The sequence below is a fragment of the Caballeronia grimmiae genome (genome assembly GCF_000698555.1).
Classification (GTDB): domain Bacteria; phylum Pseudomonadota; class Gammaproteobacteria; order Burkholderiales; family Burkholderiaceae; genus Caballeronia; species Caballeronia grimmiae.
Genome location: NZ_JFHE01000002.1, coordinates 208,582 through 229,975 on the forward strand (window position 1 = coordinate 208,582; position 21,394 = coordinate 229,975).

Below are 21,394 nucleotides of genomic sequence, written 5' to 3' on the forward strand. Positions count from 1 at the left end.
ATCCTTCGCGTCGATCATTCACTACAAGCGAAGGATTCAGCCAATGAAGTCCACCATGCTGCGCTTGTTCGCAGCGGCCGTTCTCTCCGTGTGCGCGCTCCCGGTATTCAGCCAGACGACTTCCGCCGACATCCGCCATATCGTCGATACGGCGATCACGCCGCTCATGACTCGCGACGACATCGCGGGCATGGCGGTCGGCGTCATCGCGAACGGCGAGACGCACGTGTTCACTTACGGCGTGGCGTCGAAGCAAACGGGCAAGCCCGTCACGGGCGATACGCTCTTCGAACTCGGCTCCGTCAGCAAGACCTTCACCGCGACGCTTGCATCCTACGCGCAGTTGCAGGGCGCTCTTTCCTTCAGCGATCCGGTGAGCAAGTACGTTCCCGAGTTGCGCGGCACGCCATTCGGCGACACAGTCACGCTGCTCGATCTCGCGACGCACACGCCCGGCGGCCTGCCGCTGCAAGTGCCCGACGACGTGCACGACAACGCGCAACTGATGCAGTATTTCAAGGCGTGGAAGCCGCGTTACCCGGCGGGCACGTATCGCACGTATGCGAATCCGGGCATCGGCATGCTTGGCTTAATCACCGCAAAGACGATGCGGCAAGACTTCGATGCGCTCATGCAGCAGCGCCTCTTTCCCGCGCTCGGTTTGACGAGTACTTATATTCAGGTGCCCGCCGCTCGCATGAAGGACTACGCGCAGGGTTATGCGAAGGACGGCGCGCCGGTTCGCGTCAGGCCGGGCGTGCTGTCATCGGAAGCGTACGGCGTGAAGGCGACGGTCACGGACATGATGCGTTTCGTTCAGGCGAACATGAACGATGCCGCGAGCATCGACGCGACCTGGCAGCGCGCGATCATCGCCACGCACACCGGCTACCTCGTCGCCGGGCCCATGACGCAGGATCCCATCTGGGAGCAGTATCCGTATCCCGCGCAACTGCAGGCCTTGCTCGATGGCAACTCGCCCGCGATGGCGCTCGAAGCGCAACGGGTCGAACGCATGCAACCGCCGCAAGCGCCGCGCGGCGATGTGTGGATCAACAAGACCGGATCGACGAACGGCTTCGGCGCGTATGTCGCGTTCGTGCCGGGCCAGCATGTCGGCATCGTCATGCTGGCGAACCGGAACATCCCGAACACGGAACGCGTCGCGGCGGCGTATGCGATCGTGACAGCCCTGCTCGATGCAAAAGCGGGCCGCTAGCGCTCTTCGTCGCGATAGACGTCGAGCGCGGTCGTGCGCAAGGCGTCGATCATCACGTTCGCGGCGGGCGAGAGCAAGCCGTCCGCCCGCGTGACAATGCCGAAGTCGTCCATCTGACAATCCATCGGCAACGGAAGCATCTCGGTGACGCCATGACGCGCGTAGTAGAGCGCGACATCCTCGGCGAGCACCGCGATCATGTCGCTTTGCTCCAGCAAGCGCGTGATGAACAGAATGGCCGCCGTCTCGACCACGTTCGATGGCGGCGCAAGACTCGCACGCTGAAACATCAACTCGAAGCGATGCCGCAGCACGCTGCCCGCCGGCGGCACGAGCCACGCGCACGGCTGCACATCGGCGAGCGTAAGCGCCGGGCTTTTCAACAACGGATGCCCCGAGCGCACGACGGCGCGCACCGGCTCGCCGCTCAACGGCTCGTAACGCAGCCTGAGCTTGTCATGCTCCGCCGAAAGCCGGCCGATGACCACGTCGAGTTTCTCTTGCGCAAGCCGTTCGAGCAGCACGTTGCTCGCATCGATCTCGACGGACACGCGGATGTCCGCGTGCGCGCGTTTCACAGCCGCGACCGCCGCGGGCAGAAGCCGCACGCCGGGCGACGTGATCGCCCCGACCGCCACATGCCCGAGCCGCCCGGACTTCAACGCCACCAACTCTTCCTGCGCCTGATCGAGGCTGCCGAGCACGGCACGCGCGTGGCGGACCATTGCATCGCCATAGAGTGTGGGACGCATGCCGCGCGGCCCGCGCTCGAAGAGCGTCACGCCGAGCGTCTCTTCCAGTTCGCGCAGGAGCTTCGACGCGGCAGGCTGCGTCATATGCAGCGCAGTGGCCGCGCGACGAATGTTGCCTTCTTCCGCCAGCGCGACGACGAGCATCAACTGTCGCGTCTTCAGCCGGTTGCGGATATACCAGGGAGTTGAATTCAGCATCAACATCTAAGGGTTTGCACGAATGCTGATTTGAATATGGGGAAGGTCGAACATTTCATTGGCAGATTATCACGCGCTCTCCTATCCTTCGCCGAATCGACTTCTGAAAATGGACTGATACATGTCGGCATCGAAACCCAAGCTGCGCTCACAACAATGGTTCGGCACCGCCGATAAGAACGGCTTCATGTATCGAAGCTGGATGAAGAATCAGGGCATTCCCGATCACGAATTCGACGGCCGGCCGGTCATCGGCATCTGCAATACCTGGTCGGAACTGACGCCGTGCAACGCGCACTTCCGCAAGATCGCCGAGCACGTGAAGCGCGGCGTGTATGAAGCCGGCGGCTTTCCTGTCGAATTCCCCGTGTTTTCCAATGGCGAATCGAACCTGCGTCCGACCGCGATGCTCACGCGCAATCTCGCGGCGATGGACGTCGAAGAAGCGATTCGCGGCAACCCCATCGATGCCGTCGTGCTGCTCACCGGCTGCGACAAGACCACGCCCGCGCTCCTGATGGGCGCGGCAAGCTGCGATGTCCCGGCCATCGTCGTGACGGGCGGGCCGATGCTGAACGGCAAGCTCGACGGCAAGAACATCGGTTCGGGCACGGCGGTCTGGCAACTGCATGAATCGCTGAAGGCGGGCGAGATCGACCTGCATCAGTTCCTGTCGGCGGAGGGGGGCATGTCGCGCTCGGCGGGCACCTGCAACACGATGGGCACCGCATCGACGATGGCGTGCATGGCCGAAGCGCTCGGCACGTCCTTGCCGCACAACGCGGCGATTCCCGCCGTCGATGCGCGCCGCTACGTACTCGCGCATATGTCCGGCATTCGCATCGTGGAGATGGCGCTCGAAGGGCTGACGCTGTCGAAGATCCTGACGCGCGAAGCGTTCGAGAACGCGATCCGCACCAATGCCGCCATCGGCGGCTCGACCAACGCCGTCATCCATCTGAAGGCGATCGCGGGGCGCATCGGCGTGCCGCTGGAGCTGGAAGACTGGACGCGCATCGGCCGCGATACGCCGACCATCGTCGATCTGATGCCTTCGGGCCGCTTCCTGATGGAAGAGTTCTATTACGCGGGCGGTTTGCCGGCCGTGCTGCGGCGTCTCGGCGAAGCGAACCTGCTGCCGCATCCGGACGCGCTGACGGTCAATGGCAAGACGCTGTGGGAGAACGTGAAGACGGCGCCCAACACGAACGACGAAGTCATCCGCGAACTGAGCAATCCGCTGATCGCCGATGGCGGCATTCGCGTACTGCGCGGCAATCTCGCGCCGCGCGGCGCGGTGCTGAAGCCGTCGGCGGCGAGTCCCGAACTGCTGAAGCATCGCGGGCGCGCGGTCGTGTTCGAGAACCTCGAGCACTACAAGGAACGCATCGTCGATGAAACGCTCGACGTCGACAAGGACTGCGTGCTCGTGATGAAGAACTGCGGGCCGAAGGGTTATCCGGGCATGGCCGAAGTGGGCAACATGGGCTTGCCGCCGAAGCTCTTGCGCCAGGGCGTGAAGGACATGGTCCGCATCTCTGATGCGCGCATGAGCGGCACGGCGTATGGCACGGTGGTGCTGCATGTCGCGCCCGAAGCGGCGGCGGGCGGGCCGCTTGCCGCGGTGCGCGACGGCGACTATATCGAGCTGGATTGCGATGCAGGCACGCTGCATCTCGACATCAGCGACGAAGAGCTCGCGCGCCGCATGGAAGGTCACGTGCCGCCGAAAGTGTGGGGCGATGGCGGCTATCAGCGTCTCTACGTCGATCACGTGCTGCAAGCAGACGAAGGCTGCGATCTCGACTTCCTCGTCGGCAAGCGCGGCGCGGAAGTGCCGCGTCACTCGCATTGAACCGGCTACGGAGAGCATCGGTATGACAACGCGTTATACGCTCGCGGTCGTCGGCATCGGCAAGATCGCGCGGGACCAGCATCTTCCGGCGATCGCCGCGCAGCCCGGCTTCGAACTCGTCGCATGCGCGAGCCGCAATGCGTCCGTCGATGGCGTGCGCAATTACGCGGACATCGACGCGCTGCTGGCGGGGGAATCATCGCTCGATGCGGTGTCGCTCTGCGCGCCGCCGCAAGTGCGCTTCGCGCAAGCCCGCGCGGCGCTCGAAGCAGGCAAGCACGTGATGCTCGAAAAGCCGCCCGGCGCGAGCGTCAGTGAAGTCGAAGCGCTGAACGAGATCGCGCGGGCCAACGGCTGCACGCTTTTCGCAAGCTGGCATTCGCGGGCGGCGAGCGCGGTGGAGCCGGCACGCGCGTGGCTCGCATCGAAGGAAGCGGGCAACGTGCGCGCAGTGGAAGTGCGCTGGAAAGAGGACGTGCGCCGCTGGCATCCGGGGCAGCAATGGATCTGGGAGCCGGGCGGGCTCGGCGTGTTCGATCCGGGCATCAATGCATTGTCGATCGTGACGCGCATCCTCCCGCGCGAGATTGCATTGCGCGCGGCGACGCTGACCATTCCAGGCGATACCGCGACGCCGATCGCCGCCGAGCTGGAATGCGTCGATACGCACGGCGCACCGGTGCGCGCGGTGTTCGACTGGCGTCACGGCCCGGTCGAAGAATGGGCGATCGACGTGGATACGGATGCGGGCCGCCTGTCGATTCGCGAAGGCGGCAAGCGTTTGTCCATTGCGGGCAAGGACATCACGCTCGGCGCGGAGCGTGAATATCCGGCGCTTTACGAACGCTTTCACGAACTCATCGCGCAGCGGGAAAGCGATGTCGATATACGTCCGCTGCGGCTCGTCGCCGATGCGTTCCTCTTGGGCGCGCATGTCGAGACGGAGGCTTTCGGCCGCTGAAAAAAACGCCCCGCTTGCGCGGGGCGAAACATCAGTGTGTGACTAGGACACTGACTACGGGTGCTTTAAACCCACGTGAAGTCTACGCACCCCAGAAGACTGATTTAACCAGTAAACTCCTAAAGAATAGAACGATCGTGCCTGTCAGACGGCGCGGCTTGGCCGCGTCAGGCGCAGCGACATGAACAACGTGTCGTGATAAGCGTCTTCGATCTTGAGCGCACGCGGTTCCCGTGCGTAGACGCTGAAGCCCGCCGCTTCATAAAGACGCACGGCGGCGCGGTTGTCCGGCGAGACCTCCAGCTTCACTTCCTCGACGACGCCGCGCGCATGCTCGATCACGTGGCCGAGCAAGGCCGCGGCGAGTCCCGATCCGCGCGCGCCGGACCGCACATACATGCCCCACAGCACGCCCTTGTGCCGCATCTTCGCGGGCGACGGGATCATCAGGCCCGCGACGCCATCGAGGCGCGCATCGACCGAAAACGCGCCGAACACTGCATGATCCGCGATGCGCGCGGCGAACCATGCGAGCGGTTGCGCGCTTTCGTCGTCGTATGCCGCGCCGAACGCGGCGGGGAACTGGCGCAGACCTTCCAGACGGATCTCGCGGAAGGCGGCTGCATCGGCGGACGAGAGGCGGCGGATCATGTGGAAGCGCTCCGGAAGCGCGATGCATGCGGCGCACGCATCCGCAAAGTTTTTGACGATCTTGCCTAAAAACGAGGCGCGACGTCATGGCCGTGTAAACTAGCGGGTTTTTGCCTCCGGTGGAATCGTGCAACCCAAGAAGCGCACGGCGGTCAGCGGCCCGGCGCTCGTGCGCCTTCTGGCGCGCTTTGCCGATCTCGACGTACAGGAACCCGGCGCCTCGCTCTCCGACAAGCTGAGCCAGTGGCTCGGCTGGACGGATGCGATCGCGCTGTCGACGGCGCTCAACGGCGAGCCGCCTGCTATCGGCGGCGCGCGATCCGCATCGGCGGCGCAGCAACACGCCTGTGCGCGCGTGCGTGCATCGCTTGCGAGCGCCATCGCGCCGGCGAAAGCTGCCGCACCGCTGCGGCATCGCGCGCGAGAAGCCGTGCCGCAGGTCGACGTTCCGGTCGATTACGCGGTGTATCGGCAGCGCTGTCTTTCGCTGCAACAGGCGATGGAGTCGGACATCGGCGCATTGCGCGGCCGTATGCGCGCGGTGCTCGCGACGCAGTCGGATCGCGCGGCGCGACTCGCCGTCGTCGATGCCGTCATGGAACAGGCGCTCGGCGCGCGCGAGCGCACCTTGTTCGCGCAGGTTCCGGCGCTGCTCGGCAAGCATTTCGAGCGCATGCGCCGCGCGAACGCGGAGACCGACGGCTCGTCCGCCTGGCTCGAAGCGTTCGAGAAGGACATGCAGAGCGTGTTGCTCGCGGAACTGGATGTACGTTTTCAACCGGTCGATGGTTTGCTTGCGGCGTGTCACGCCGCGCACTGAACGCTATGCCCCGATATCTTTTACATGTAGCAGTCTTCCTGGCTGGCCTTCTAGCCGTCTGCGGTATTGCCATCGGTTATATCGGCTCCAACGCGCTCGCGTTTGCCGTCACGCTCGTGATCGGCGCGTGCTATCTCGCCGGCGCGTGGGAGCTGCAGCGTTATCAGCAGACGACGCGCGCGCTCGCCGATGCCCTCGACCGCTCCGCGACCGCCCCGAAAAGCCTCGGCGTATGGCTCGAACAGGTGCCCGCCGGGTTGCGCCACGCGGTGAGGCTGCGCATCGAAGGCGAGCGCATCGCATTGCCGGGGCCGGCGCTCGCGCCGTATCTCGCCGGCCTGCTGGTGCTGCTCGGCATGCTCGGCACCTTGCTCGGCATGGTCGCGACGCTGCGCGGCACGGGCGCGGCGCTCGAAAGCTCGACCGATCTCGCGGCGATCCGCGCATCGCTTGCCGCGCCGGTTACGGGCCTCGGCTTCGCGTTCGGCACGTCGATCGCGGGCGTCGCGACTTCGGCGATGCTCGGCCTGCTCTCCACGCTATGCCGCCGCGAACGGCTGCACGTCACGCAGACGCTGGACGCCAAAATCGCGACGACGCTGCGCGCTTTCACGCAGACGCATCATCGGGAAGAGACGTTCAGGCTGCTGCAGCGGCAGACTGAAATCATGCCGAAGCTGGTCGATCGCCTGCACGCGATGATGACCGCCATCGAGCAGCAGAGCGTGGCCGCGAACGAGCGGCAGCTTGCGAATCAGGCTGCGTTTCATGCGAACACGGAGACGGCGTACCGGCGTCTTGCCACGTCAGTGGAACTGTCGCTGAAGCAGAGCGTGGCCGATAGCGCGCGTGCCGCGAGCGCCGCATTGCAACCCGTCATGCAGGTGACGATGGACGGCATCGCGCGCGAGACCGCGGCATTGCACGCGAACATCGAAGGCGCGGTGAAGCGGCAACTCGAGGGCTTGTCGAGCGGCTTCGAAGCGTCGGCTGCCAACGTGGCGGGGATCTGGGATCGTTCGCTTGCCGCGCATCAGGCGGCCAACGAGTCGCTCGTCGGCAAGATGGATGCGTCGATGGACCGCTTCGCGCAGGCGTTCGAACAACGTTCATCGACCTTGGTCGAAGGCATGTCCGCGCGATTCGACGAAGTATCGGGCGAACTGCGGGCTTCGGTCGTGAAGATCGCGGATCAACTCGGCGACTCGTTGCAGAAGCATGAGCAGGCGAGTGCGGCGCTCGTGACGCAAGCGGGCGCGTCGCTGGATGGCTTCACGCAAGCGTTCGAAGGACGGTCCGCCACGCTCGTCGACGACCTGTCCGCGCGACTGAGCGAGGTATCGAACAAGCTGGCCGAATCGGTCGATAAACACGAGCAGACAAGCGCGGCGCTGGTCACGCAAGCGGGCGCATCGCTGGATCGCTTCGCCGCGAGTGTCGAAGCGCGTTCGACGCATCTGCTCGATGGCTTCTCGTCGCGGCTCGAAAGCACATCGACGAACCTGTCCGACGCATGGCGCGGCGCGCTCGGCGAACAGCAACGCACCGGCGAGCAACTGGCGGCGCAGCATCGCGATGTCCTGAACGCCGCAGCGGAACGCTTCGAGCAGCATTCGGCGTCGTTGCTGCGTTCCGTCGATGACGCGCACGCCGGCTTGCGCGCGGACATTGCATCGACGCACGACGCGCGGCTGTCCGCATGGACCGATGCGCTCGCCGCGATGGCCGCCGCGCTGCGCGACGAATGGCGGCAATCGGGCGCGCTCGCGGAACGCCGTGAGCAGGAAGTCGTGGAGACGCTTGCACGCACCGCACGCGAGATCGCCGAAGAGACGCGTTCGCATACGAGCGGCATGATCGCGGAGATCGAACGGGTCGTGCAGGCGGCGTCCGTTGCGCCGAAGGCCGCTGCGGAAGTCATCGCCGAAATGCGTCAGAAGCTCTCCGATTCGATGGTCCGCGACACCGCGATGCTGGATGAGCGCAGCCGCCTGCTCGCGACCGTCGAGACCTTGCTCGATGCGGTCAATCACGCATCGAACGAACAGCGCGTCGCGGTCGATGCGCTCGTCGCGACTTCGGCGGATATGCTCACGCGCGCCGGCCAGCAGTTCAGCGACAAGGTAGAGGCGGAAAGCGGGAAGATCGGCGCAGTGGCCGCGCAAGTCACGGGCAGCGCCGTCGAGGTCGCGAGCCTCGGGGAAGCATTCGGCGCGGCGGTGGATGCGTTCGGCGCGTCGAACGAGACGCTCGTCGCGCATTTGCAGCGCATCGAAACCGCACTCGACAAGAGCCTCGCGCGCAGCGACGAACAGCTCGCGTATTACGTCGCGCAGGCGCGCGAAGTCATCGACCTGAGCACGCTGTCGCAGAAGCAGATCATCGAAAACCTGCAGCAGATCGCGGCGCAACGTGAGCTTGCGGGAGCGCGTGAATGAACGACGAACTCGATGCCGGCACGGAAGCCGCCGCGCCGATCTGGGCCGCTTTCGCCGACTTGATGTCGGTCTTGCTCGGCGCGTTCGTGCTGATTCTCGTTGCGGTCATCGGCGTGCAGTTGCAGCTGTCGACGAAACTCGAGCAGGCCGTCAAGGAAAAGCAGCAGGAAACGCAGCGGCGCAAGACGCTCGAAGAGGCGCTCGCGGGACCGCTCGCATCGGGACGCGTGACGCTCGTGAACGGGCGCATCGGCATCAGCGGCAGCGTGTTGTTCGCGTTGAATTCGGATCAGTTGCAGCCGCAGGGACGCGATCTTTTGAAGAGCCTGGCCGGACCGCTGTCGGCGTATCTCGGCTCGCGCGGCGAGATTCTGATGGTCAGCGGTTTCGCCGACGACCAGCAGGTGCGCGAAGGCAATCGGCGTTTCGCGGACAACTGGGAGTTGTCGGCGAAGCGCGCGTTGACCGTCACGCGCGCGCTGATCGATGCGGGCGTGCCGCCGTCGTCCGTCTTCGCGGCGGCGTTCGGCTCCGAACAGCCGGTGAGTTCCAATGCCGACGACGAAGGCCGCGCGAAAAACCGTCGCGTGGAGATATCGCCGGTGCCGCGTCCGACGAATGCGCCGGTGAAGCCGCATGGATAACGCGATCATCGACGCATGGCGCGCACGCGGCGAGGATCGCGTGAATCCCGTGCGCTTCGGCCTGATCGATGCGATGGCTCGGCGTGCAATGGCGCACGAGGGTGAAGCGCGGCGCATCATCGATGCAAGGCTCGCGGCGCTGATCGAAGACTATGCGCGGGAGGTCGAGGCCGCCAGTGTCGCGGCTGAACCGCCGCAGGAACGTGAGACACCGCTTGCGTCCTTAATCGAAGCGATCACGGTGCACGCGGCCTCATATCCTTCGCATGCCGAACTACTGAATTATCTTCGGACGGTATGGTCGAAGGTCAGCGCCGAGCGGCAATTGCGCGAATCGCTGGAACAGGTGCCGAAGAATGCGGGGCCGCTCAATTCGAGCAGCCTCGTGCATCGGTCATTGGCGCTGATGCGTGAGGTATCGCCGGCGTATCTTCAGCACTTTCTCGCCTATGTCGATACCCTCGCGTGGATGGAAGCGATGACAGGCGCGAATGCGCCTGCCGGAAAAGATGCGCCGCGTGCGAAGAAGTCCACGCGCGGCGGCGCGCGTTAGCGCATCAGGCCAGCCAGCCCTTGATGCTGCTCGCCATCATATTGGTCGAGATGCCGTAGCGGTCGTGCAGCGTGGGCAGCGCGCCCGCATCGAGGAACGCATCGGGCAGCGCGACCTGCCTGAAGGCCGGCGTGACGCCCGCGCTCAGCAGCGTCGTCGCGACCGCTTCTCCGAGACCGCCGATGACCGTGTGATTCTCCGCGACCACCACGAGCCGCCCTGAACGGCGCGCCTCGCGAATGATCGTCTCGGTGTCGAGCGGCTTGATGGTCGGCACGTGCAGCACGGCCACGTCGACCTTGTCGGCTTCGAGCGCCTTGGCGGTTTCGAGTGCGCGCATCGTCATGATGCCCGACGAGATCACCAGCACATCGGCGCCATCGCGCACGAGCTTGGCCTTGCCGAGTTCGAACGTGTAGTCGTATTCGTCGAGCACGGCGGGGACGTTGCCGCGCAGGAGCCGCGCATAGACGGGGCCTTTGTGCGCGGCGATGGCGGGCACCATCTGCTCGATGTCGAGCGCATCGCACGGATCGATCACCGTCATGTTCGGCATTGCGCGCATCAACGCGAGGTCTTCCGCCGCCTGGTGGCTCGGCCCATAGCCCGTGGTGAGGCCGGGCAGTGCGGCGACGATCTTCACGTCGAGATCGTCTTCCGCGATCGTCTGATGGATGAAGTCGTACGCACGGCGCGTGGCGAACACCGCATAGGTGGTGACGAACGGCTGCGCACCTTCATGCGCGAAGCCCGCAGCCGCGCCCATCAGCAATTGCTCGGCCATGCCCATCTGATAGTAACGCTCGGGAAACTCCTTCCCGAAGATATGCAGGTCGGTGTACTTGCCGAGATCGGCCGTCATGCCGATCACGTTCGTCTTCGTGCGCGCCAGTTCCGCCAGCGCGTGCCCGAACGGCGCGGAACGCGTGAGTTGCCCTTCGCCCGCGATCGACGCGATCATCGCCGAGGTCTTCAAACGCGGCTTCTTTTCGATAGTGCTCATGCTTGTCTCCTGTGCTGACCGGAGGCTTCGCTCCGGTCACATACGATTTACTTGCCCGCTTCGAGTGCTTGCAGCGCGAGTTGCCACTCGTGCGCGTCGACGCGAATGAAGTGATTCTTCTCGCGCTGTTCGAGGAACGGGACGCCGCAGCCCATCTTCGTATCGCACACGATGATGCGCGGCTTTGCTTCCTTCAGGTTTCGCGCGTTGTCGAACGCTTCCTTCACCGCGTCGATGTCGTTGCCGTTCACGCGCTGCACGTACCAGCCGAACGCTTCAAGCTTCGGCACGAGCGGCTCGAACGCCATGATTTGCGTCGACGGGCCATCGGCTTGCTGATTGTTCACGTCGATCATCGCGATCAGGTTGTCGAGCTTCCAGTGCGCCGCCGACATCAGTCCTTCCCAGATCGAGCCTTCGTCGAGTTCGCCATCGGAGAAGAGCGTATAGACGAAGGACTTCGAGTTCTTGCGCTTGAGTCCGAGGCAACGGCCGACGGCAATCGTGAGTCCCTGGCCGAGCGATCCGCCGGACATCTCCATGCCGGGCGTGTAGCTCGCCATGCCGGACATCGGCAGGCGGCTGTCGTCGCTGCCATACGTTTCGAGTTCCTCTTGCGGCAGGATGCCTGCTTCGAAGAGCGCCGCGTACAGTGCGATGGCATAGTGACCATTCGACAGCAGGAAGCGGTCGCGCTCTTCCCAGTCGGGATTTTCGGGCCGGTAGTTCATCGCGCCGAAGTAGGCGACGGCGAGTACGTCGGCGATATCGAGCGCCTGGCCGATATAGCCCTGGCCTTGCACTTCGCCCATCAGCAGGGCGTTGCGGCGGATACGATAGGCGCGCTCGGCGAGCGTGACCTCCTCGATGACGGGTGTGCTCATGTTTGTCTCCTGAAGTTAGTTGATGACGCTTAGCGGTTCACGGTCTTGGCGGGCACGAGGAACACCAGCCCCGCGCCGACGACGATCGCCGTCGAGATGAAGATCAGGCCGGCAGTGGACTTGCCCGTGAGATCGTTCAGCCAGCCGACGATGGCGGGCGAGAAGAAGCCCGCGAGATTGGCGAAGCAGTTCACGGCGGCGATGCCCGCAGCGGCCGACATGCCGCCCAGCACGGCAGTAGGCAAGGACCAGAATTGCGACGATGAAGCCAGGATGCCCGCGGCGGCCACGCTGACACAGACGATCGAAGCTCCTACGCTGCCCAGCATCGGCAAGGTGGCGAAGCCCGCTGCGGCGACGAGCATCGGAATGGCCAGATGCAGGCGGCGTTCGCGGCGCTTGTCGGCGCTCGCACCGACCAGCGGCAGGGTGATGATGGCGCAGAGATACGGGATCGCGGTGAAGATGCCGACCCACAGCGGGTCCGCGACACCGGCGCGGCGGATGATCGTCGGCAGCCAGAACGTGAGACCGTATTGACCGAGCACGACGCAGAAGTAGATCGAAGCCATGAGCCACAGACGGCGGTCGCCGATGAACGCACGAATCGACACGTGCTCGACGGTTTGCGACTTGTCCTTCTCGACGTTGCGGGTCAGCAGCGCCTTCTCGGCATCGGTGAGCCACTTCGCACCGGCAATGCCGTTGTCGAGATAGAACAGGATGACGACACCGAGCACCAGCGAAGGCAGCGCTTCGAGAATGAACAGCCACTTCCATCCGGCGAGACCGTGAACGCCGGCGAAGGCATGCATGATGTATCCCGAGAGCGGCCCGCCGACGATGCCTGCAAGCGGAATCGCCATGAAGAACAGGGACAGTGCCTTGGCGCGTCGCGCAGCGGGGAACCAGTACGTCAGGTAAAGAATGACGCCGGGCGCGAAGCCCGCTTCGGCCACCCCGAGCAGGAAGCGCAGGACATAGAACATCGTTGGCGTCTTCACGAAGACGAAGCACGCTGAAATGACGGCCCACGTCAGCATGATTCGCGCGAGCCAGTTGCGTGCACCGACGCGGTGAAGAATGACATTGCTTGGTACTTCGAACAGAAAGTAGCCGAGAAAGAAGATGCCAGCGCCCATGCCGTACACCGTTTCGGAGAAGCGCAGGTCGTTCAGCATTTGCAGCTTTGCGAAACCGACGTTCACGCGGTCCAGATAGGCGCCGAGATAACACAACATCAGAAAGGGGATGAGGCGGCGTCCGACCTTGGCATAGGTCTTTGCTTCGAAGCTCGCCGTGTCAGTCGACGATGCGAGGTCGGCCGCGATGGGCGGCGCGTTGAGTCTGCTCTTCATGCTTGTCTCCTACCGTATGTCGGCGGGTTGCGCCCCGGTTCATCCGGGTGCGCCTGAAGCGCCCGCGTGACGGGCGCGGGGGAACGTCAATGAATCAGCATGCCGCCGTTCACATCGAGCGTGACGCCGGTAAGGTAGCTCGACAGATCGCTCGCGAGGAACAGGCAAGCGTTGGCGATATCCGCGGCATCGCCGAGACGGCCAAGCGGAATGCCCTTGATGATGTCTGCGCGCATGTCGGGCGTGAGCTTGTCGCCGGTGATGTCGGTTTGGATGAGGCCTGGGGTGATGGAGTTGACGCGGATGTGGTCGCCGCCGAATTCACGCGCCATCGCACGGGCGAGACCGAGCACGCCGGCTTTCGCGGCGCTGTAATGCGGTCCGCCGAAGATGCCGCCGCCGCGCTGCGCCGATACCGACGACATGCACACGATGCTCCCGCTCTGCTGCTTTCTCATCTGACCGATGACGGCTTGCGACATGTAGAGCGTGCCGCGCAGATTGACGTCGATGACGGCGTCGAAGTTGTCGCTGCTGATTTCAAGCGTCTTGATCGGCTGCGTGATGCCTGCGTTGTTGATCAGCGCATCGATGCGGCCATATTTCTTGATGGCCGCGTTCGCGGCGGTGACGCAGGCCGCTTTGTCGGTCACGTCGCAGGCGAGGCCGAGGTGGTCTTCGCCGATGTCGCGTGCAGCCGCCTGGGCGTCGGCTTCGCGCAGATCGAGGATGACGATGCGAGCGCCCTGTGCGGCGAGCGCCTTGGCCGTCGCCTTGCCGATGCCGCGCGCCGAAGCCGCGCCGGTCACGATCACAACACGATTCTCTAGCAACATGACTGTCTCCGTTGGTTGTCTGGTGTAGACGCAGTGTGTTCGCACTGGACCTGACGATCAACGCAGTTAGCCTCAACTATTGCTGAGAAATTTTCAGGTATGGCGGGATGCGCGGCTCTCGATTTGCGCGTCCATCCATGCAAGGAACTTCGCCACGCGCGGCAACTGCGCGTTCTGGCTCGGGTAAACCAGATGATGCGCGCCGACTTCCACCGCATATTCGCGTCCGAAGACCGGAACGAGCGAGCCGCGTTCGAGATGTACCGACGCGAGCATTGTGCTTTCGAGCGCGATGCCGTGACCGAGCGCTGCGGCTTCGAGCGACATGTACGAGCGGTCGAACGAAAAGTCGAACGCCTTGCGTTTAGCCGCGACGCCGAACTTGCCGAACCATTGCTGCCATTGCACGAGCGGCGATTCGGAAAAGATCAGGCGGCGCTCGAGCAGATCGTCCGGCGATGCCACCGGAAAGCGTTCGAGATACGCACGCGATGCGAGCGGCGCGATGGTTTCGTGACGTAGCGTCTTCACTTCCACATCCGTCCAGTGCGCGTAGCCATGGCGCACATCGACATCGTAAAAGCCTGACGTGAACGACACGTCTTCGTATGAACAGGCGAGGTTCATCTGAATGTCGCCGTTGGCTTCCTGGAACGCAGCTAGGCGTGGTAGCAGCCACATGAGCCCGAAGCTCGGGCTCGAATGAATGCGCAATATCTCGACGGATGTTTCGCTCGATGCACGCTCCGTCGCGCGATTGAGTTCGGCAAGCGCGCCGGTGACGTCCGCGAGATATTGCGAGCCCGTGGGCGTCAGCACGAGACCGCGTCCGAGCCGTGTGAAGAGTGGCCGGCCAACGATGCTTTCAAGATTCGCGAGTTGATGACTGACCGCTGAAGGCGTGAGGCCGAGTTCATCGGCTGCGCGATTGACGCTCTTGGTCCGCGCGACGCTTTCGAACGCGATGATGGATTTCAGCGGAGGCAGGCGCATTGTTGTTTATTCGCTTGATATCGGCTGGAGCAAGTTTATCGCGGATGGAGATGCGGGCCCTCGCAAGCGTGTGGCAATGAAAGTCGTTTCGTGGAAAATACTTCTGTATCCGAATCAAATTGGCCGACGCGAATGCGTTGGGGCACTCGACCGAGCAGCGCCGATGCAGCGTTATCTCATCGAGCGCGGCGTATCCGGGAGTCGAATCCTCGTCGACGATCCGCTCGCCACGGCGCGTCGTGCGCTGGCCTGCGCCTGCATGCCCGCGCAGCTTGCTTTTCAGCGGGCAGGGGCAATGGATATCTCGGCACACTAGCGCGCACGCTGCGGCTCATTGATTTGGATTCGGCGGCGCAAAAGTGCCGCGTATGCTGTATATCGCGTGGCTCGCGATGAATCCGTTAGCCGCACGCAATACGCAGCTAACGGTCATTCGTTGAGCTCGCCTTTGAGTCGGAGACGCCCCAAGCGCATCGACCGCCGCCTGAAGCGCTTGCTTCAGGCTTCCCTCGGCACGCGTCCCATCAGATAGAACTCGTCGTTCGGCCGCATGGAAATGACATTCGCCATGCGATTCGACAAGCCAAAGAACGCAGTGATGGCGGCGATATCCCACGCGTCTTCATCGCTGAAACCGTGTTCTCGCAGCATCGCGAAGTCGGCTTCGCCGACACTGCCCGACGCGCGGCACACCTTGAGCGCAAAGTCGAGCATGGCCTTCTGGCGTGGCGTGATATCCGCCTTGCGATGATTCACCGCTACCTGATCCGCGAGCAAGGCATTCTTTTCATAGATGCGCAGAATTGCGCCATGCGCGACGACGCAATAGAGGCAATCGTTCACCGCACTCGTCGCCACGACGATCATCTCGCGCTCGCCCTTCGTGAGGCCGCCGTCCTTCAGCATCAATGCATCGTGATAGGCGAAGAACGCCCGGAACTCGTCCGGCCGATGCGCGAGCGTCAAGAAGACGTTGGGCACGAAGCCGGCCTTATCCTGCACTTCGAGGATGCGAGTGCGGATATCGTCGGGCCAGTCTGCTGGATTCGGAACGGGAAAGCGGCTGATGGGCGAGTTGGGCATATTGTCTCCGTTATGGGATCGAGTATCGCTCGATCACGCAGTATGCCGCAGCGCAAAGCCGCTTACCGACTTCACTGACTTTTGTTGCCGCCGCTGACGGAAGACGAACTGATCGGCGCGCCCGGCTGTGACGACGTGCCGCCCTGACCGCCCGGCGTGGCCGGCTGCATGCCGCCTGACGAACCTTGCCCCGGCGTGCGAACGCCATCGCCGGCGCCGCCCGTTCCGCCGCCCGGCGTGCGCGGCTGCATGCCGCCAGTTGAACCCTGGCCCGCGTTGCCGCCGCTCTGCGAAGGCGTACCCGCATCCGCAGCGAATACGGCGCTCGACACGCCCAGCGCGAGCACGCCCATTAGTCGCTTAATCGTTCGCGCTTTCATGTTCAGTCTCCTGAAAGTGGCGATGCCTTCATCCGCCCGCACCGCCATGTCCATGACGGCGCGGCGCGAATCGGTCACTGCACGGCAGCGCAATCACGGCTGCCGTTGACCGCCCTGATGCATCGGTTGCTTCTGCTGATTCTGCTGCAACTGTCCTTCCGCCTTGCCCTTCTGTTGATCGTTGCGAGGGTTCGTCGGGTTAGTCGGATTCTTGTTTCCCAGCTTGGATTCAGGCATCTGCTTGCTCCTTGCAATGAGGGTAGGGACTTTCCGTGACGCATACCGCGTTCCTGCATCCCTTCACGAAGCGCGCCCGATTCCGCCATTGGTGTGCTGGTCGTCATGCCCTCGGCAATAGCGGTCGATCAGCCGGCGAGCTTGCTCTACGCCGGCCCGCACAGCCTCATCGGGCGTCGCCCAGTTCGGGCCGACGGGTTCGACGTCAGGCAACGCGACAGGCTCGTTGTCGCGGAACGCTTCGATACGCGGCGTCCAGTCGCCAGTGCTGATCTGTTCCGCCGTGACGGTCACGTCGTATCCGTCAAATGAAAATTTTTCGCTTTGCATGCGGCCTCCGCTCGATGATGTCCTGTTCGAAACGATGAAGCAGGCAATGTGCCGGTCGCCGCGCCGTGGTGCAGGACTTGCTATAGCTCGTTCATTGCCATGCACTACAACGACGAATATGAGAGCTACCATCGTGTCGCACGAAGTGCCGCCGGAGTCGTCCGCAGCGGAGATTCATCGCTTCAGATTCAAACTGGACGACGGCAATGCGCCGCCCTTAACGGAGTCGATTTCCTTGCGAACAGCGCGCGTGATCGTCGATAACCTTGCCGATGGCAATGCGTTCATCAAGATGCTTCACGCGATCGTGCAGACGCCGCCGGGCGACTACGATTCACTCGTCGGCAAGGATTTCCCGGACCACTACAGGAGCAATCCGGGCGCGGATCGCCGCATGCCGGGACCGGACAGCGAAGGGCCGCGTCCCTGAGAACCTAAGACGCGCGCTGTCTCGCGAGAAAACGATCGAGTTGCGCGGCGAAGTTCTTGCCATCGCGAGGGCTATAGGGCGACGGCCCGCCCGTATCGACGCCGCTGCTGCGCAACTGATCCATCATCGCGCGCATCGTCAGCCGTTCTTCGATATTCTCCGCGCTGAACCACACTCCGCGCGGGTCGAGCGCATGCGCGGACTTGGCCAGCACTGCAGCGGCCAAGGGTATGTCGGCGGTGATGATGAGATCGCCGGGCTGCGTCAGTTCCACGATGCGCGCATCGGCAATGTCGAAGCCGGCAGGCACCTGAATGGCCTTGATGAAAGGAGAAGGAGGCGTGCGCAGAAATTGATTCGCAACGAGCGTCACGCACACCTGAACGCGCGGTCCCGCGCGGAACAGAATGTCTTTGACGACGGCGGGACACGCGTCGGCATCAACGAGAATTTGCATGGGGCGGCTCGAAACAACGAAGAGCGCGCATCTTTAACGCACGCTCAGCCGGTTGAAAGTTCGACGACTACGCTTCCGAGTCCGGCTTGCTGCGCGGATGATCGCTGCTCGCGGCGGGGTCGACGTCCGGATCGATGTGATCGTTCTCGGGCGTATAAGGACCTTGCTCCGGATGATCCTTGCCCTTGGGCACGAGCGACGCGTCCATGTTGCCATGTTCACGCTGCTCGATGGTGCCGTCCGCTTTCTCCTTGACGTCGCCTTCGCCGATCGCTTCGCGCCGCTGGTCCGCGCGCTCGACGGGATCCGATGGTTCGGGTTTCATATGCATGTTCCTTGCGATTCGAGGACAACGCGAAGCGCTGCCCTCTCGTGATGATCAACCTGCGCTGCCGAGCTCGTGGTGCTTGTGCGAATGCGTCGCGGCATGCACGAGCTCATAGTGCGCGCCCTTGCCGCTTCGCGTCGGCGGGAAGTGCTCGCCTTCCACACACGTCACTTCGAAAGCGGAGCCGCCATCGCCTTCCCTGACGACTCGATAGATGCCCGAGGTTTCGACCTTCTGCCCCGGTTTGTGTTGCTCGGCCATGCGTGCCTCCCGTTGAGTTTCGGTGACACGGGCAAAGCAATCATCGTTCCGCGGTGCGTCCGGCGGGGCGGTCGGCGGTGAGGGAAGACAACAGCTTCAGCAGGCTCTCGACGTTGACAGGTTTGACGAAGTGATAATCGAAGCCTGCGGATTGCGCGCGCAAGCGGTCCTCCGCTTGTCCGTATCCGGTGATCGCGACGAGCAGCGGTGCGCTCGCGCCCTTGCGTCGCAAACGGCGCGCAAGCTCGTATCCGTCGATGTCCGGCAGGCCGATATCGAGCAACGCGACATCGGCTTCGAACTGCGATGCCGCCAGCGCTTCCTCGGACGAATAGGCCACGCGCGTGACATGTCCCTCGGATTCGCACAGCATTGCGAGAGAGTCGGCGGCGTCGCGATTGTCGTCCACGATCAGCACGCGCAACGCGGCCTGCGTGCCTATCGAACCCGCTTCGGACAGCGCGAGCGCCGAATGCCGTTCGTGATGATGCAGCCGTGGCAGGCGCACGGTCACGGTCGTGCCGAGGCCCGGCCCCGGACTTTGCACGGTGATGGTCCCCTTGTGCATCTCGACGAGCTTCTTCACCAGCGATAGGCCGATGCCGAGTCCGCCATTCGAGCGGTCCAGCGTGCGCTCGCCTTGCGAGAAAAGCTCGAACACCTTCGGCAGCAAATCGGCGGAGATGCCCGTGCCCGTATCGGCGATCACGATGGACACCCAGTCCTGCTCGGCCTTCACGCTGACCGAAATCTGCCCGTGCTCCGGCGTGTACTTGGTGGCGTTGTTGAGCACGTTGACGAGTATCTGCGAGAGGCGCGTGACATCGCCGCAGACCCAGGTGGTCGCATCGGGGACATCGACCTGTATGTGCTGCTTGCGCGCTTCCACCATCGCGGCGATGGCTTCGACCGCGTGATAGACGGCCGTGCCGACGAGCACCGGCTCCGTCTTCAACGCGATACGCCCTTGCGTGATCCGCGACACTTCGAGCAGGTCATCGACGATGCGCGTCATGTGCTCGACTTGCCGGCGCATCAGTTCGACAAGCTCACTCGTGCGCGCGGATACGCCTTCGTCCTTCTGCAACAGTGCGATGGCCGTGCGCAGCGGCGCGAGCGGGTTGCGCAGTTCGTGCGCGAGCATCGCAAGAAATTCGTCCTTGCGGCGGCCCGATTCGCGTAGCACCAGTTCCATGTGCTTGCGCTCGGTAATGTCGATCAGGCTGCCGATGATGCGCAGCGGCTTGTCGTCCTTGCCGCGCTGGAGCAGCGCGCTGCCTTGCATCCATCGCTCGGCTTGTTCGTCCTTCACGCGAAATTCGAACTGCTCGCGCGGGTCTTCGCCGGCCGCAAGACGGCGCACGAAGCGGTCGAGCGTCGGCGCATCGTCGGGATGTACGCGGGCCAACGCCTCTTCATAGGTGATCGTTTCGATTGGCTCCGTGCGCAGCTTGCCGACGGTCTCGAACATCAATGACCACGTAGCCAGTTCCAGCGAAATGATATGAATCTTCGCGGCCTGCATCGCAACCGTGAGGCGCAGGCTGCGTGCTTCTATCGCTGCTTGCGCTTCGTATCGCGGCGTGACATCGGTCGTGGTGCCGAACCATTCCTGGAGATGGCCTTGCTCGTCGTAAAGCGGCGCCGCCTGCGCCTGCACCATGCGATAGACGCCATCCCTTCGATACATGCGGAATGTGAGCGTCGTCGGGCCGCCCTGATGCACGGCTTCGAGCCATGCCTTGCGCGTTTGCTCGCGGTCATCGGGATGAACGAAGTCGAGCCAGCCCCAGCGCGCCAGTCGCTCGTGCCGCGCGCCCGTGAAGTTCTCCCAGTCGCCGCTCGACGGATGAATCTCGCCGTTGGCGTCGGCGGACCAGATGAGCGCACCCGTCGATTCCACGAGCGCGCGATAACGCCGCTCGCTGAGGCTCAGGCGCTCTTCATCGGCGCGTTGCTCGCTGATGTCGAAACTCACGCCATACACGCGTACCAGCGTGCCGCGCGGATCGAATTCGGGGTTGCCTCGCATGCGCAGCCATCGGCGGCTAGCAGGGCCGCCGTCGAGCATGAAGTCGAATTCGAACGGGCCGCCGTCGCGTAGCGCCTGCGCGAGATTGCGTTGAAAGTGTTCGCGGGACTCGGGCGCGACGCGGTCCCATATCTCCGAGAGCATGGCGGTTTCAGTGCCTGCCGGAAACGAGTACATCGCCGCGAGTTGCTGCGTCATGCGCACGACGCGCGTCGTCATGTCCCATTCCCACGCGCCCATGCGCGCGCCCGCGAAGGCCAGTTGAAGACGCCGCTCGCTCGCTTCGTAAAGCTCCCACGCATGCCGGCATTCGTGAATGTCGATGGCGACGCCCACGGTATCGGCGATGCGCTCTTCTTCGTCGCGCCGCGCCTGAAGATGGAGCGTATGCCAGCGGAATTCGCCGTCCGCGCGCAACAGGCGGACGTCGACGTTATTCAGGAGCGTGTCGTTGCGCATTTGACGCACGGCGTCGCGCACCAGCTCCTCGTCCTGGTGATGAATGAATTCGCGCCAATGCCTGCCGACCAATTCCTCAGACGCAAGGCCCAGATAGCGGCACGCCCACGGATTCGCGTACTGAATGAATCCGTCGCGCGCCGCCCGCCATACGAACGAGGGAAGAAAGTGAGCAGGATCGTACATGGTCGTCCTTGCTGCGGTTGAACGGCGCGGCGCGTCGTTGCTTTCT

At 63.8% G+C, this 21,394-nt stretch carries 24 protein-coding genes; 9 read left to right on the forward strand and 15 right to left on the reverse strand.

Annotation, left to right across the window (positions count from 1 at the left end):
* The first annotated feature begins 43 nt into the window (after positions 1-43).
* Positions 44-1,219: a class C beta-lactamase gene (gene ampC, locus BG57_RS03240; RefSeq protein WP_035960140.1), complete on the forward strand. Its 1,176-nt coding sequence runs from the start codon at positions 44-46 to the stop codon at positions 1,217-1,219.
* Here the strand turns inward: ampC and BG57_RS03245 are convergent.
* Complete coding sequence (locus BG57_RS03245) at positions 1,216-2,169, reverse strand: LysR substrate-binding domain-containing protein (RefSeq protein ID WP_035960415.1); 954 nt, start codon at positions 2,167-2,169, stop codon at positions 1,216-1,218. The genes ampC and BG57_RS03245 overlap by 4 nt on opposite strands.
* Positions 2,170-2,290: 121 nt before the next feature.
* Here BG57_RS03245 and BG57_RS03250 point away from each other — a divergent pair, with 121 nt between their 5' ends.
* Positions 2,291-4,024, forward strand: a complete 1,734-nt coding sequence (locus BG57_RS03250) for an IlvD/Edd family dehydratase (RefSeq protein ID WP_035960141.1) — start codon at positions 2,291-2,293, stop codon at positions 4,022-4,024.
* A 22-nt stretch (positions 4,025-4,046) separates the two neighbouring features.
* Positions 4,047-4,985, forward strand: coding sequence for a Gfo/Idh/MocA family protein (locus BG57_RS03255; RefSeq protein ID WP_035960142.1), 939 nt, complete (start codon positions 4,047-4,049; stop codon positions 4,983-4,985).
* Positions 4,986-5,129: 144 nt separating this feature from the next.
* On the opposite strand, the gene BG57_RS03260 is transcribed toward BG57_RS03255, so the two are convergent.
* The gene (locus BG57_RS03260) at positions 5,130-5,636 is read right to left on the reverse strand and encodes a GNAT family N-acetyltransferase (protein WP_035960143.1); all 507 of its coding nucleotides are present in this window, start codon (positions 5,634-5,636) and stop codon (positions 5,130-5,132) included.
* 124 nt (positions 5,637-5,760) lie between these two features.
* On the opposite strand from BG57_RS03260, the gene BG57_RS03265 reads away from it, so the two are divergent.
* The 4 genes from BG57_RS03265 to BG57_RS03280 are packed head-to-tail and all read left to right on the forward strand — an operon-like array spanning position 5,761 to position 10,091.
* Entirely contained in the window at positions 5,761-6,456 is a 696-nt protein-coding gene (locus BG57_RS03265; RefSeq protein ID WP_035960144.1) for a DUF3348 domain-containing protein, read from the forward strand.
* A 5-nt stretch (positions 6,457-6,461) separates the two neighbouring features.
* A complete protein-coding gene (locus BG57_RS03270; RefSeq protein ID WP_035960417.1) occupies positions 6,462-8,894 on the forward strand; it encodes a DUF802 domain-containing protein in 2,433 nt (810 codons plus the stop codon).
* Positions 8,891-9,538 carry an OmpA family protein gene (locus BG57_RS03275; protein WP_035960145.1) on the forward strand — a complete coding sequence of 216 codons (648 nt, stop codon included), beginning with the start codon at positions 8,891-8,893 and terminating at the stop codon, positions 9,536-9,538. The genes BG57_RS03270 and BG57_RS03275 overlap by 4 nt, the downstream gene beginning before the upstream one ends.
* Positions 9,531-10,091 carry a DUF2894 domain-containing protein gene (locus BG57_RS03280; RefSeq protein ID WP_035960146.1) on the forward strand — a complete coding sequence of 187 codons (561 nt, stop codon included), beginning with the start codon at positions 9,531-9,533 and terminating at the stop codon, positions 10,089-10,091. Before BG57_RS03275 ends, BG57_RS03280 begins: the two co-directional genes overlap by 8 nt.
* Positions 10,092-10,095: 4 nt before the next feature.
* On the opposite strand, the gene BG57_RS03285 is transcribed toward BG57_RS03280, so the two are convergent.
* From BG57_RS03285 to BG57_RS03305, 5 genes are all read right to left on the reverse strand, one after another.
* Positions 10,096-11,094 (reverse strand): transketolase family protein, encoded by a 999-nt coding sequence (locus BG57_RS03285; RefSeq protein ID WP_035960148.1) that lies wholly within the window; start codon positions 11,092-11,094, stop codon positions 10,096-10,098.
* A 47-nt stretch (positions 11,095-11,141) separates the two neighbouring features.
* Positions 11,142-11,978, reverse strand: coding sequence for a transketolase (locus BG57_RS03290; RefSeq protein WP_035960149.1), 837 nt, complete (start codon positions 11,976-11,978; stop codon positions 11,142-11,144).
* Positions 11,979-12,007: 29 nt separating this feature from the next.
* Positions 12,008-13,336, reverse strand: a complete 1,329-nt coding sequence (locus BG57_RS03295) for an MFS transporter (protein WP_035960150.1) — start codon at positions 13,334-13,336, stop codon at positions 12,008-12,010.
* A gap of 86 nt (positions 13,337-13,422) precedes the next feature.
* The gene (locus BG57_RS03300) at positions 13,423-14,172 is read right to left on the reverse strand and encodes an SDR family NAD(P)-dependent oxidoreductase (protein ID WP_035960151.1); all 750 of its coding nucleotides are present in this window, start codon (positions 14,170-14,172) and stop codon (positions 13,423-13,425) included.
* Positions 14,173-14,265: 93 nt separating this feature from the next.
* Entirely contained in the window at positions 14,266-15,165 is a 900-nt protein-coding gene (locus tag BG57_RS03305; RefSeq protein WP_035960152.1) for a LysR substrate-binding domain-containing protein, read from the reverse strand.
* Here BG57_RS03305 and BG57_RS03310 point away from each other — a divergent pair.
* Complete coding sequence (locus BG57_RS03310; RefSeq protein ID WP_152562495.1) at positions 15,137-15,481, forward strand: hypothetical protein; 345 nt, start codon at positions 15,137-15,139, stop codon at positions 15,479-15,481. The genes BG57_RS03305 and BG57_RS03310 overlap by 29 nt on opposite strands.
* Before the next feature lie 182 nt (positions 15,482-15,663).
* On the opposite strand, the gene BG57_RS03315 is transcribed toward BG57_RS03310, so the two are convergent.
* From BG57_RS03315 to BG57_RS03325, 4 genes are all read right to left on the reverse strand, one after another.
* Positions 15,664-16,248: a peroxidase-related enzyme gene (locus tag BG57_RS03315; RefSeq protein ID WP_035960155.1), complete on the reverse strand. Its 585-nt coding sequence runs from the start codon at positions 16,246-16,248 to the stop codon at positions 15,664-15,666.
* A gap of 71 nt (positions 16,249-16,319) precedes the next feature.
* A complete protein-coding gene (locus tag BG57_RS03320) occupies positions 16,320-16,628 on the reverse strand; it encodes a hypothetical protein (protein WP_152562496.1) in 309 nt (102 codons plus the stop codon).
* A 93-nt stretch (positions 16,629-16,721) separates the two neighbouring features.
* The gene (locus tag BG57_RS32915) at positions 16,722-16,865 is read right to left on the reverse strand and encodes a hypothetical protein (protein WP_160174704.1); all 144 of its coding nucleotides are present in this window, start codon (positions 16,863-16,865) and stop codon (positions 16,722-16,724) included.
* 63 nt (positions 16,866-16,928) lie between these two features.
* A complete protein-coding gene (locus BG57_RS03325; protein ID WP_052005597.1) occupies positions 16,929-17,195 on the reverse strand; it encodes a DUF6566 family protein in 267 nt (88 codons plus the stop codon).
* Positions 17,196-17,313: 118 nt separating this feature from the next.
* On the opposite strand from BG57_RS03325, the gene BG57_RS03330 reads away from it, so the two are divergent.
* Positions 17,314-17,625, forward strand: coding sequence for a hypothetical protein (locus BG57_RS03330; protein WP_035960157.1), 312 nt, complete (start codon positions 17,314-17,316; stop codon positions 17,623-17,625).
* Between the two features lie 4 nt (positions 17,626-17,629).
* On the opposite strand, the gene BG57_RS03335 is transcribed toward BG57_RS03330, so the two are convergent.
* The 4 genes from BG57_RS03335 to BG57_RS03350 all read right to left on the reverse strand — a co-directional run bounded on the left by BG57_RS03335 (position 17,630) and on the right by BG57_RS03350 (position 21,348).
* Positions 17,630-18,082 carry a YaiI/YqxD family protein gene (locus BG57_RS03335; RefSeq protein WP_035960158.1) on the reverse strand — a complete coding sequence of 151 codons (453 nt, stop codon included), beginning with the start codon at positions 18,080-18,082 and terminating at the stop codon, positions 17,630-17,632.
* Between the two features lie 67 nt (positions 18,083-18,149).
* A complete protein-coding gene (locus BG57_RS03340; RefSeq protein WP_035960421.1) occupies positions 18,150-18,407 on the reverse strand; it encodes a hypothetical protein in 258 nt (85 codons plus the stop codon).
* Between the two features lie 54 nt (positions 18,408-18,461).
* Complete coding sequence (locus BG57_RS03345) at positions 18,462-18,671, reverse strand: hypothetical protein (RefSeq protein ID WP_035960159.1); 210 nt, start codon at positions 18,669-18,671, stop codon at positions 18,462-18,464.
* A gap of 40 nt (positions 18,672-18,711) precedes the next feature.
* Positions 18,712-21,348 carry a PAS domain-containing hybrid sensor histidine kinase/response regulator gene (locus tag BG57_RS03350; protein ID WP_035960423.1) on the reverse strand — a complete coding sequence of 879 codons (2,637 nt, stop codon included), beginning with the start codon at positions 21,346-21,348 and terminating at the stop codon, positions 18,712-18,714.
* Between the last annotated feature and the right edge of the window lie 46 nt (positions 21,349-21,394).

Bases quoted from the DNA above. Each gene is read 5' to 3' on its own strand.
- ampC (WP_035960140.1), top strand. From the start codon at position 44: ATGAAGTCCACCATGCTGCGCTTGTTCGCAGCGGCCGTTCTCTCCGTG.
- BG57_RS03245 (WP_035960415.1), bottom strand. From the start codon at position 2,169: ATGCTGAATTCAACTCCCTGGTATATCCGCAACCGGCTGAAGACGCGA.
- BG57_RS03250 (WP_035960141.1), top strand. From the start codon at position 2,291: ATGTCGGCATCGAAACCCAAGCTGCGCTCACAACAATGGTTCGGCACC.
- BG57_RS03255 (WP_035960142.1), top strand. From the start codon at position 4,047: ATGACAACGCGTTATACGCTCGCGGTCGTCGGCATCGGCAAGATCGCG.
- BG57_RS03260 (WP_035960143.1), bottom strand. From the start codon at position 5,636: ATGATCCGCCGCCTCTCGTCCGCCGATGCAGCCGCCTTCCGCGAGATC.
- BG57_RS03270 (WP_035960417.1), top strand. From the start codon at position 6,462: ATGCCCCGATATCTTTTACATGTAGCAGTCTTCCTGGCTGGCCTTCTA.
- BG57_RS03275 (WP_035960145.1), top strand. From the start codon at position 8,891: ATGAACGACGAACTCGATGCCGGCACGGAAGCCGCCGCGCCGATCTGG.
- BG57_RS03280 (WP_035960146.1), top strand. From the start codon at position 9,531: ATGGATAACGCGATCATCGACGCATGGCGCGCACGCGGCGAGGATCGC.
- BG57_RS03285 (WP_035960148.1), bottom strand. From the start codon at position 11,094: ATGAGCACTATCGAAAAGAAGCCGCGTTTGAAGACCTCGGCGATGATC.
- BG57_RS03290 (WP_035960149.1), bottom strand. From the start codon at position 11,978: ATGAGCACACCCGTCATCGAGGAGGTCACGCTCGCCGAGCGCGCCTAT.
- BG57_RS03295 (WP_035960150.1), bottom strand. From the start codon at position 13,336: ATGAAGAGCAGACTCAACGCGCCGCCCATCGCGGCCGACCTCGCATCG.
- BG57_RS03300 (WP_035960151.1), bottom strand. From the start codon at position 14,172: ATGTTGCTAGAGAATCGTGTTGTGATCGTGACCGGCGCGGCTTCGGCG.
- BG57_RS03310 (WP_152562495.1), top strand. From the start codon at position 15,137: ATGATGGATTTCAGCGGAGGCAGGCGCATTGTTGTTTATTCGCTTGAT.
- BG57_RS03305 (WP_035960152.1), bottom strand. From the start codon at position 15,165: ATGCGCCTGCCTCCGCTGAAATCCATCATCGCGTTCGAAAGCGTCGCG.
- BG57_RS03315 (WP_035960155.1), bottom strand. From the start codon at position 16,248: ATGCCCAACTCGCCCATCAGCCGCTTTCCCGTTCCGAATCCAGCAGAC.
- BG57_RS03320 (WP_152562496.1), bottom strand. From the start codon at position 16,628: ATGAAAGCGCGAACGATTAAGCGACTAATGGGCGTGCTCGCGCTGGGC.
- BG57_RS32915 (WP_160174704.1), bottom strand. From the start codon at position 16,865: ATGCCTGAATCCAAGCTGGGAAACAAGAATCCGACTAACCCGACGAAC.
- BG57_RS03325 (WP_052005597.1), bottom strand. From the start codon at position 17,195: ATGCAAAGCGAAAAATTTTCATTTGACGGATACGACGTGACCGTCACG.
- BG57_RS03330 (WP_035960157.1), top strand. From the start codon at position 17,314: ATGAGAGCTACCATCGTGTCGCACGAAGTGCCGCCGGAGTCGTCCGCA.
- BG57_RS03335 (WP_035960158.1), bottom strand. From the start codon at position 18,082: ATGCAAATTCTCGTTGATGCCGACGCGTGTCCCGCCGTCGTCAAAGAC.
- BG57_RS03340 (WP_035960421.1), bottom strand. From the start codon at position 18,407: ATGAAACCCGAACCATCGGATCCCGTCGAGCGCGCGGACCAGCGGCGC.
- BG57_RS03345 (WP_035960159.1), bottom strand. From the start codon at position 18,671: ATGGCCGAGCAACACAAACCGGGGCAGAAGGTCGAAACCTCGGGCATC.
- BG57_RS03350 (WP_035960423.1), bottom strand. From the start codon at position 21,348: ATGTACGATCCTGCTCACTTTCTTCCCTCGTTCGTATGGCGGGCGGCG.